The 10,183-nt window shown below is 37.8% G+C and carries 8 protein-coding genes; all 8 read left to right on the forward strand.

Annotated elements, in window-relative coordinates; translation table 11 throughout:
- The first annotated feature begins 199 nt into the window (after positions 1-199).
- Positions 200-1,669: an MFS transporter gene (locus JO950_RS19605; RefSeq protein WP_202704158.1), complete on the forward strand. Its 1,470-nt coding sequence runs from the start codon at positions 200-202 to the stop codon at positions 1,667-1,669.
- Positions 1,670-1,779: 110 nt separating this feature from the next.
- On the forward strand, positions 1,780-2,616 hold the full coding sequence (gene kduI, locus JO950_RS19610; protein ID WP_202704159.1) for a 5-dehydro-4-deoxy-D-glucuronate isomerase: 837 nt from the start codon (positions 1,780-1,782) through the stop codon (positions 2,614-2,616).
- 5 nt (positions 2,617-2,621) lie between these two features.
- A complete protein-coding gene (locus JO950_RS19615; protein WP_202704160.1) occupies positions 2,622-3,413 on the forward strand; it encodes a gluconate 5-dehydrogenase in 792 nt (263 codons plus the stop codon).
- A gap of 25 nt (positions 3,414-3,438) precedes the next feature.
- Positions 3,439-4,842, forward strand: a complete 1,404-nt coding sequence (gene uxaC, locus JO950_RS19620) for a glucuronate isomerase (RefSeq protein ID WP_202704161.1) — start codon at positions 3,439-3,441, stop codon at positions 4,840-4,842.
- Positions 4,843-5,033: 191 nt separating this feature from the next.
- Complete coding sequence (locus JO950_RS19625) at positions 5,034-6,056, forward strand: sugar kinase (RefSeq protein ID WP_202704162.1); 1,023 nt, start codon at positions 5,034-5,036, stop codon at positions 6,054-6,056.
- Between the two features lie 11 nt (positions 6,057-6,067).
- Complete coding sequence (locus JO950_RS19630) at positions 6,068-6,739, forward strand: bifunctional 4-hydroxy-2-oxoglutarate aldolase/2-dehydro-3-deoxy-phosphogluconate aldolase (RefSeq protein WP_089078412.1); 672 nt, start codon at positions 6,068-6,070, stop codon at positions 6,737-6,739.
- 215 nt (positions 6,740-6,954) lie between these two features.
- Positions 6,955-8,421 (forward strand): tagaturonate reductase, encoded by a 1,467-nt coding sequence (locus tag JO950_RS19635; RefSeq protein ID WP_202704163.1) that lies wholly within the window; start codon positions 6,955-6,957, stop codon positions 8,419-8,421.
- A 2-nt stretch (positions 8,422-8,423) separates the two neighbouring features.
- Positions 8,424-10,046, forward strand: a complete 1,623-nt coding sequence (locus JO950_RS19640; protein WP_202704164.1) for a UxaA family hydrolase — start codon at positions 8,424-8,426, stop codon at positions 10,044-10,046.
- Positions 10,047-10,183: the final 137 nt, after the last annotated feature.

Consider the following 10,183-nt stretch of genomic DNA (forward strand, 5'->3'; position numbering starts at 1 on the left):
GATCTGTTTAATTATGTGTTGAAATTAAATTTTTATATAATTTATTTGGAATATAAAGATTTAAAACTATATTTGTGCAATCGATTACATTTATTTAATTTTGTTGCATTTAATTCATAGGTATTGTAATTTTTATATCGTGTTTGAACAGCAGATTAAATGAGCCGGAAAACTATCAACTTTATAATAAACCATTACCATGAACCAAACAGATGCAGTTATTATGACCCAATCCAAAAAATCTACAGGAAGTTATCGTTGGAGTATATGTGGATTGCTTTTTTTTGCAACCACTATCAACTATTTAGACAGACAGGTACTTTCTTTAACGTGGAGCGATTTTATCGCACCTGAGTTTCATTGGACTAATAATGACTACGGAAATATAACCGCCTTGTTTTCTATTTTTTACGCAGTTTCATTACTGTTTGCCGGTAGATTTGTAGATTGGATGGATACTAAACGAGGATTTCTGTGGGCCATTGGTATCTGGTCTTTTGGGGCTTGTCTTCACGCTTTTTGTGGCATTGCCACAGCCGGAATCATTACTGGGAACTGGTTTGTAGGTTTCGAGGGCGCCAAGGAGGCAATTCACCTTGTGAAAGACACCGGATTGGTCATTAATGTAAGTGTAACGCTGTTCATCTTTGCCCGTTTTGTTTTAGCGGTGGGTGAAGCAGGAAATTTTCCGGCAGCGATTAAAACGACGGCTGAATATTTTCCTAAAAAAGACAGAGCATTTTCTACCAGTATTTTCAATGCCGGCGCTACTGTTGGTGCTTTGGCAGCTCCTATATCTATTCCGTTTATCGCAGAATCTTTCGGATGGGAAATGGCCTTTATCATCATTGGTGCTTTAGGTTTTGTCTGGATGGGATTTTGGATTTTCATGTATGATAAGCCTGAAAAACACCCAAAAGTAAGTGCTTCAGAATTAGAGTATATACAACAAGATGATATTATAGACAGCAAACTTAAAGGCTATGTGCCGGAAACCAAAGACAAAGTTTCTTTTGTCGATTGTTTTAAATACAAACAAACCTGGGCATTTGCTTTTGGGAAGTTTATGACCGATGGGGTATGGTGGTTTTTCTTATTCTGGACTCCGGCTTACCTAAGTTCGGTTTACGGTATGGATTCTACTGAGGCGGCTCTTCCTTTATTCGTTTTATATATGATAACCCTGCTGTCAATTATAGGAGGCTGGCTGCCAACCTATTTTGTTGAGAAGAAAGGAATGAACCCCTATGAAGGCAGAATGAGAGCAATGCTAATTTTTGCATTTTTCCCCTTGTTGGCCTTGATTGCACAGCCTTTAGGATACATCAGTTATTGGATTCCCGTTATTATTATTGGTATCGCAGGTGCAGCTCATCAATCATGGTCGGCTAATATTTTTACGACTGTAGGGGATATGTTTCCTAAAAAAGCAATTGCAACGATCACTGGTATTGGAGGTTTGGCCGGAGGCATTGGTTCTACTTTTATCAATAAAGGTTCTGGGATGCTGTTTGATTATGCCAAAGAAAGCAATATGTCATTTATGGGTTTTCACGGAATTGAAGCCGGATATTTTATCATTTTCTCTATTTGCGCTATTTGTTACCTGACAGGCTGGTCTGTAATGAAAATGTTAGTACCTAAATACAGTCCGATTACCAATCTTTAAGGATTACAGATAAAGAAACAATTATAAAAAAAGAATAAATTTTACAATCAATTATGGTTTTTAAGGATAAAAATCTAATTTTGTGCAATCGATTACATTAATTTAAAATTATGACAAAATATAGTTCAAGATACGCGTCAAGCCCGGAAGCTGTAAAAAAATATGACACTCAGGAATTGAGAAACGAATTCTTAATTGACGATTTAATGCAGGAAGATGAGATTGTGTTAACCTATTCTCATTATGACAGATATATAGCAGGATCGGCAGTTCCGTTGAAAGATCTTACTTTGGAAAGTATTGATCCGTTGAAAGCAGGTTACTTTCTGGAAAGAAGAGAAATGGGAATTATCAATGTAGGTGGCAAAGGGACTGTGATTGTTGAAGGAGTTTCTTTCGAATTAGCGTTTAAAGATGCTTTGTACATCGGAAGCGGTAATCAGGAAGTGATCTTTAAAAGTGATGATCCTAAAAATCCTGCAAAATATTATATCAATTCTGCTCCGGCACACAGCACATATCCAACCGTAAAAGTGAGTTTGGCAGAAGCAAACAAGCTGGAATTGGGAACTATGGAGACAGCTAATCACCGTACCGTAAATCAAATGATTATAGGAGGTGTTGTAACCACTTGTCAATTACAGATGGGAATGACGGAATTAAGACCCGGAAGTGTCTGGAACACCATGCCGGCACACGTACACGATCGCAGAATGGAAGTTTATTTTTATTTGGATATTCCCGAAAATCAGGCCGTTTGTCATTTTATGGGACAGCCTCAGGAAACGAGACACATTTGGATGAACAATCATCAGGCGGTTATTTCACCACCATGGTCGATTCATTCAGGATCCGGAACCAGTAATTATACTTTTATCTGGGGAATGGCGGGTGAGAATTTGGATTACGGAGATATGGATGTGTGTAAAATCACTGATTTAAGATAAAAAATATGGCAAACTCATTATTTGATATAAACGGAAAAGTTGCTCTGATTACAGGAAGTACACACGGACTGGGAATGGCAATGGCAAAAGGATTAGGAGAGGCGGGTGCGACAATTGTGGTAAACGGAAATTCTTCTCAACAAAAAATTGATGATGCCGTAGCGGAACTTCAAAAAGAAGGGATTCATGCAGTGGGGTATAAGTTTAATGTAACGGACGAGATGGAAGTTATCGCTGCAGTTCGGAAAATTGAAAATGAAGTGGGGCCAATTGATATTCTGATTAACAATGCAGGGATTATTAAAAGAATTCCGCTGATTGAAATGGAGATAGCCGATTTTAAAGAGGTTATTGATATTGATTTGGTGAGTCCGTTTATTGTATCAAAGCATGTGGTGAGAGGGATGATTGAAAGAAGGCAGGGAAAAATAATCAACATTTGTTCGATGATGAGCGAGTTGGGCCGTAGTACAGTAGGAGCTTATGCTGCTGCGAAAGGCGGTTTGAAAATGCTGACCAAAAATATGGCTACCGAATGGGCCAAACATAATGTTCAGATTAACGGAATTGGTCCGGGGTATTTTGCTACCGAACAGACCAAACCTATTAGAGTGGACGGGCATCCTTTTAATGATTTTATCATCAGTAGAACACCGGCTGCAAAATGGGGAGAAGCAAGTGATCTGGCTGGAGCGGCTATATTTTTATCTTCAAAAGCCAGCGATTTTGTGAACGGTCACATTTTGTATGTCGATGGTGGAATTTTAGCAACAATCGGAAAGCCATCAAACGAATAATTATTTCAATTACATTAAAAAAATCATGAGTTCAAATACCTTCATAAACGATAATTTTTTACTTGAAAATAAATTTGCAGAAGAGCTGTATCATAATTATTCCAAAAATCAGCCCATCATCGATTATCACAATCATTTGAATCCTCAGTTTATTGCTGAAGATAAAATTTTTGAAAACATTACGCAGGTGTGGATCAATGGAGATCACTACAAATGGCGTGCGATGCGTACCTTAGGGATCAACGAGCAGTTTGTGACTGGAAACGCTCCTGACAAAGATAAGTTCTTAAACTGGGCCAAAACGGTTCCATATACTATGCGTAATCCTTTGTACCATTGGACGCACTTAGAGTTGGCGCGTTATTTTGATATTTATGATTTGCTGAATGAAAAATCGGCAGAGAAAATATACCAGGAAGCAACCGAGAAAATTAATTCTCCGGCTTACAGCACGCAAAATCTGCTTAAAAAAGTAAATGCTGAATTGGTTTGCACGACCGAAGATCCGATTGACAGTCTTGAGTTTCATCAAAAATTGACAAAGAATCCAATTGGAACTAAAATGAGTACAGCCTTCAGACCTGATAAAGCGATCTTAATTTCCAATGATGGTTATAATGCCTATTTGGACAAATTAGGAGAGGTGTCCGGAGTTGCGATTCATACCTATACTGATTTGTGCAGTGTATTGCGAAACCGAATTGAGTTCTTTAATCAAAACGGCTGTAAACTTAGTGATCATGGTTTAGACCAGATTTACTTCGAGGAATTTACAGAGAATGAAATTAATAGCATCTTCAAAAAGAAAAGAGAAAACAGAATTTTAACTCCCGAAGAAGTTTTGAAGTTTCAAAGTGCTGTATTGTTATTCTTGTCCGAAACGTATCATGAGTTTGGATGGGTGCAGCAATTTCACCTTGGTGCTTTGCGAAACAATAATGCTCGCATGCACCGAATTTTAGGACCTGACACGGGTTGGGATTCTATTGGTGATTATCCGCAGGCACAAAAACTATCCGGCTTTTTAAATGCCCTGGACAGTAAAGATAAATTGACGAAAACGATTATTTATAATCTAAATCCGGCCGATAACGAAGTGATGGCAACCATGATTGGAAATTTTAATGACGGAAGTGTCAGAGGGAAAGTTCAGTTTGGATCGGGATGGTGGTTTTTAGATCAGAAAGACGGAATGACAAAACAATTAAATGCTCTTTCAAACATGGGTTTAATCAGCTGTTTTGTGGGGATGCTGACAGACTCGAGAAGCTTTTTGTCTTTCCCAAGACATGAGTATTTCAGACGTATTTTATGTAATCTTTTAGGAGATGAAATCAAACGTGGAGAGCTTCCAAATGATATGGAATGGATAGGGAAATTGGTTTCGGATATTTCCTATCATAATGCAAAAGAGTATTTTAAATTTTAAGAGAGAAGTTGGATGTTAGATGCCAGTCTCAGTTTTCAGTCTCAGTCTCAGTCTGGGACTGAAAGCTGGGACTGAGAACTGAGACTGAGAACTGAGACTGAGAACTGAGACTGAAAACTGAGACTGAGAATTTCTAACAATAAGTCTTAAAATTCATTTAACCATTTTAATCTGTGGCAAAAAAAATTAACTTGAATAAAGTAGTTGCATTCGGGGAAATTATGTTGCGTCTTTCGACAGAGAGACACTTGCGATTTTCGCAGGCAAAAGCATTTGGAGCGTCTTATGGAGGCGGTGAATTTAATGTTTGCGTGTCTTTGGCTAATTATGGTTTGAATGCCGAATTTGTAACTAGATTACCCGAGAATGAAATTGGTGCTTCGGCAGTAAAAGAAATGCGAAAAATGAATGTAGCGTCCGGAAATGTAGTTTACGGAGGAGAGCGTTTAGGGATCTATTTTCTGGAAACCGGTGCCGGAACACGAGGCAGTAATGTGGTTTATGATCGTGCACACAGTTCGATGGCAACTATCGAAAAAGGAATGATTGACTGGGAGAAAGTGCTTGAGGGAGCCAATTGGTTTCACTGGAGCGGGATCACACCGGCAATCTCCCAAAGTGCCGCTGAAGCCTGTTTAGAAGCAGTTAAAGCAGCTCATAAACTGGGAATTACAATTTCCTGCGATTTGAATTACCGATCAAAATTATGGCAATACGGAAAAATACCAAGTGAAGTAATGCCGGAGCTGCTGCAATACAGCAATGTTATTTTAGGAGATATTGATACCGCCTATTTTATGCTGGGAATTCCGAAAGTCAATCCGAATTATCAGGATGAGAAATCGCTTCCGGTTTTGTACAGCAAATTGTTTGATTTGATTCCGGGTTTAAAAATAGCAGCAACAACCCTTAGATATTCCGTAAGTGCATCACATCAAAGAATAGGAGGGGTTTTATTTGACGGTAAAGCCATTTATCAGGCAGCCGTAAAAGAAGTGACTCCTGTTGTAGATCGTGTTGGAAGTGGAGATGCTTTCATGGGAGGTTTAATTTACGGATTACAGAAATATCAAAACAACAATCAAAGAGCTTTAGATTTTGCTGTGGCTGCTTGTTGTTTAAAACATACCATTGCCGGAGATTATAATCTGGTAACCTTAAAAGAAGTTGAAAATATGATAGATGGTGATGCTACCGGATTAGTATCTAGATAATTGATTTAAATATGGCAAAATATTCGAGAATTGAAGTGGCATTAACGATGAAAGAGAACGGAATGGTTCCGTTATTTTTTCATTCAGATATAGAAATAAGTAAAAAAGTGCTAAAAGCCTGCTATGATGGTGGCGCAAGATTAATGGAGTTTACCAGCAGAGGAGATTTTGCTCATGAAGTTTTCGGAGCATTAAATAAATATGCTTTGGCAGAATTACCGGGAATGATGCTTGGTGTTGGTTCTATTACTGATGCGGCTTCAGCATCCTTGTACATGAGCTTGGGAGCGAATTTTATTGTGACTCCGGTTTTTAGAGAAGACATTGCAATTGCTTGTAATCGACGAAAAGTACTTTGGTCTCCGGGCTGCGGAACACTTACCGAAATCGCAAGAGCCGAAGAATTAGGCTGTGAAATTGTAAAATTGTTTCCGGGTGATATTTACGGACCTGAATTTATCAAAGCTATAAAAGGTCCATGTCCGTGGACGAATATTATGCCAACAGGTGGAGTTTTGCCAACAGTTGATAGTCTGACTTCGTGGTTTAGTGCGGGAGCAACCTGCGTGGGAATTGGATCACAGTTAATTTCAAAAGAGATATTAGAGCAACAGGATTATGACGGATTAAAAACAAAAGTTAGTCAGGTTCTGGATATTATAAAAAGTATTAAAAATAAATAAGGGTAATCATATAGGTCCTTATTTAACATGCGTTTTTTTTTAGATTTTAGAAATTGTAATTGAGCATTACGCTTGATAAATGAATCTTGTGAGTCCTCACAGCAAGATTTGTTTTCCTCACACAAGTGTAATGTTTCTTTTACAGTGAGAGGAAATAATCAGAGATAAATAAGGTATTAAACGTGATTATTTATAACACTTTAAGAGAAAAAGTAATGGAAAAATTAAACAGAGTGAGCTCAGGGCTTTCAGAAAAACTTCCTATAAAAATAGTTCAATTTGGAGAAGGTAACTTTTTAAGAGCCTTTGTAGAATATGCTTTTCAAAAATTAAATCAGGAAGCTGGTTTTAATGCAGGAATTGCCGTAGTACAGCCTATAGACAGAGGTTTGGTGAACATGATTAATGCTCAGGACGGATTGTATACCTTATTCATGAAAGGAGTTAAAAAAGGAGAAGAGATTCAGGAAAAAGAATTGATTTCCAATATCGTAAAAGCAATTGATCCTTATGCATCTTTTCAGGAGTATCTGGCTTTGGCCAGGGAAGAAGAATTGGCTTTTATCATTTCAAATACAACCGAAGCAGGTATAGAATACATCGAATCCGATCAGTTGAGTATGCAGCCTCCGGTTTCCTTTCCGGCTAAATTAACGGTGCTTTTATATGAGAGATTCAAGCATTTTAAAGGAGCGGCAGATAAAGCATTAACGATTATTCCTTGCGAATTAATCAATTACAATTCAGATACTTTAAAAGAAATTATTTTAAAATATTGTGCTGATTGGAAATTAGAAAATGAAGTTGTTTTCTGGTTGACAACTAGTTGTTCTTTTCATAATACATTAGTAGACAGAATTGTACCGGGCTATCCGAAAGACCAGATTGAAGAGTACAACAGTCAGTTGGATTATAAAGACGATTTAATTGTAAGTGCCGAAAGTTTCTTTTTGTGGGTAATTGAAGGAGATGATAAACTGAAAGCAAAACTTCCGTTTGAAAAAACAGCGCTGGATGTAAAAATCGTAGCCGACATGCAGCCGTATCGTACGCGTAAAGTGAGAATTCTTAATGGAGCACATACTGCTATGGTTCCTTTCTCAATGCTTTATGGCAACGAGACTGTAAAAGAAACCGTTGACAATGCTTTTACCGGTGATTTTGTAAATAAAGCTGTTTTTGAAGAGATCAATGAAACGCTGAACATGGATAAAGCAGAATTGGCGAGTTTCTCTGAAGAAATTCTGGACCGTTTTAGAAACCCGTTTATCAAGCATTTACTGTCTTCAATTGCATTAAACTCGATTTCAAAATTTAAAGTGCGCGTATTACCTAGTTTAACAGGATATGTAGATATTCATCAAAAACTTCCGGTTCATTTAACGTTTGCTTTTGCTGCTTTGATCCGTTTTTACAAAGGAAGCTGGAAGGGAGAGGTTTTGCCAATTAATGATAGTGAGGATATTGTTTCTTTTTTTGAAAGTCTTTGGAAATCGGATGATTATGAAAAAATTGCACGATTGACTTTGCAGAATAAAAGCTTTTGGGACGAAGATTTAACACTGGTGCCGGGATTAACAAAAGCAATTACAGTCGCATTGGAAGAAATTGATGCAAACGGAATTGAAAATGGTTTTACCAATTTTCAAAAACAAATAAATAATATAACTCAGAAAGTTTAGTTATGGCAACGCAAAAAAAATTAATAAAAGTTCATCCTACAGATAATGTAGCAGTAGCTTTGGTAAATCTTTCAGCAGGTGAGGTGATTGATTTTGAAGGTTCGGCTGTTACTGTTGAGAGTGATGTGAAGATGAAGCATAAAATCGCGATGGTTCCCTTTAATACAGGAGACAGGATTATTATGTATGGAGTTCTGGTAGGAAAGGCGAGTGCTAAAATTGAAAAAGGAGGTTTGCTTTCTACGGCTAACGTAAAACACGAAAGTGATAAAGTAACCGGAAAAACAGAAACGATTGGCTGGACGGCTCCCAATATTGAGAAGTGGAAAGACAGAACTTTCATGGGCTATCACAGAGAAGACGGACAAGTTGGAACCGAGAATGTATGGCTGTTTTTTCCGTTAGTATTTTGCGAAAACAGAAACATCGAAATTCTAAAAGATATTTTCGAAAAAGAATTAATGAAGCCCAAAGAGAACGATTATCAATTGTTACTTCGTTCTTTGGTTAAATCAGAAACCGGTGGAGCCGGAAATGAAGCCGCTTCAAACGATGCTAATTTATTCAATAACATTGAAGTAAAATTCATCACACATCAGGGTGGTTGTGGAGGTATTCGTCAGGATTCGCATAGTCTGGCTAAATTATTGGCAGGATATGTAAACAATCCAAACGTGGCAGGAGCAACTGTATTGAGTCTGGGTTGTCAGAACCTGCAAATTCAAATCTTTAAAGATGCTTTAGATGCGATAAATCCAAACAGTAAAAAACCGGTTTTGATTTACGATCAACAGCAAATCGGGACAATCGAAGCCATGCTGAGCAGTGTGGTAAAAGATACGTTTGAAGCCATTAAAAAAGCAAACGAAGTACAAAGAACTCCGGCACCTTTATCCAAACTAAAAATAGGTTTAGAGTGTGGTGGATCTGATGGATTCTCCGGAATTTCGGCTAACCCGACATTAGGGGTGACTTCAGATTTACTGGCTGCTTTAGGAGGAACTACAATACTTTCAGAGTTTCCGGAATTGTGTGGAGTAGAGCAGGAATTAGTCAACCGCTGTGTAGAAGATGAAAGTGGAGAACGCTTTTTAGAATTAATGAAATGGTATGAAAAAACCGTGGTAGATGCCGGTTCAGGTTTTGATATGAATCCTTCTCCGGGTAATATCAAAGACGGATTAATTACCGATGCCATGAAATCGGCAGGAGCCGCTAAAAAAGGAGGGACATCACCAATTACCGGTGTTTTCGACTATGGTGAATACATTTCGAAACCGGGATTAACGCTGCTTTGTACCCCTGGAAATGATGTGGAGTGTACAACGGCAATGGTAGGTTCGGGAGCCAATATGGTATTGTTTACCACTGGTTTAGGTACTCCGACAGGAAACCCGATTGCACCAGTAGTGAAAATTTCGTCTAACACCGACCTGGCTAAAAAGATGTCCGATATTATTGATATTGACACTGGCGGTATTATCACAGGAGAAAAATCCATCGACGAAATGGCTGATGAAATGTTGGAGTTTATCATCGATGTTGCCAGCGGTACCATTAAAACCAAAGCTGCAATCTTAAACCAAAACGATTTTATTCCCTGGAAGCGAGGGGTTTCACTCTAGAAAAATAAAGCATTATATAAAAAAAACTCACTGTTAAGTGAGTTTTTTTATTTGAACCATTAAGATATTAAGGTTCATTAAGCAGTATAGTGGTTATGCCTAACGGGTTAATTACAAAACTTAACTTGTCTTAATAT

It is taken from the genome of Flavobacterium sp. UGB4466 (genome assembly GCF_903469665.1).
Lineage (GTDB): Bacteria > Bacteroidota > Bacteroidia > Flavobacteriales > Flavobacteriaceae > Flavobacterium > Flavobacterium lipolyticum.

Excerpts from the sequence above, each read along its gene's own strand:
- JO950_RS19635 (WP_202704163.1), top strand. The coding sequence starts at position 6,955 with ATGGAAAAATTAAACAGAGTGAGCTCAGGGCTTTCAGAAAAACTTCCT.
- JO950_RS19640 (WP_202704164.1), top strand. The coding sequence starts at position 8,424 with ATGGCAACGCAAAAAAAATTAATAAAAGTTCATCCTACAGATAATGTA.
- kduI (WP_202704159.1), top strand. The coding sequence starts at position 1,780 with ATGACAAAATATAGTTCAAGATACGCGTCAAGCCCGGAAGCTGTAAAA.
- JO950_RS19630 (WP_089078412.1), top strand. The coding sequence starts at position 6,068 with ATGGCAAAATATTCGAGAATTGAAGTGGCATTAACGATGAAAGAGAAC.
- uxaC (WP_202704161.1), top strand. The coding sequence starts at position 3,439 with ATGAGTTCAAATACCTTCATAAACGATAATTTTTTACTTGAAAATAAA.
- JO950_RS19615 (WP_202704160.1), top strand. The coding sequence starts at position 2,622 with ATGGCAAACTCATTATTTGATATAAACGGAAAAGTTGCTCTGATTACA.
- JO950_RS19605 (WP_202704158.1), top strand. The coding sequence starts at position 200 with ATGAACCAAACAGATGCAGTTATTATGACCCAATCCAAAAAATCTACA.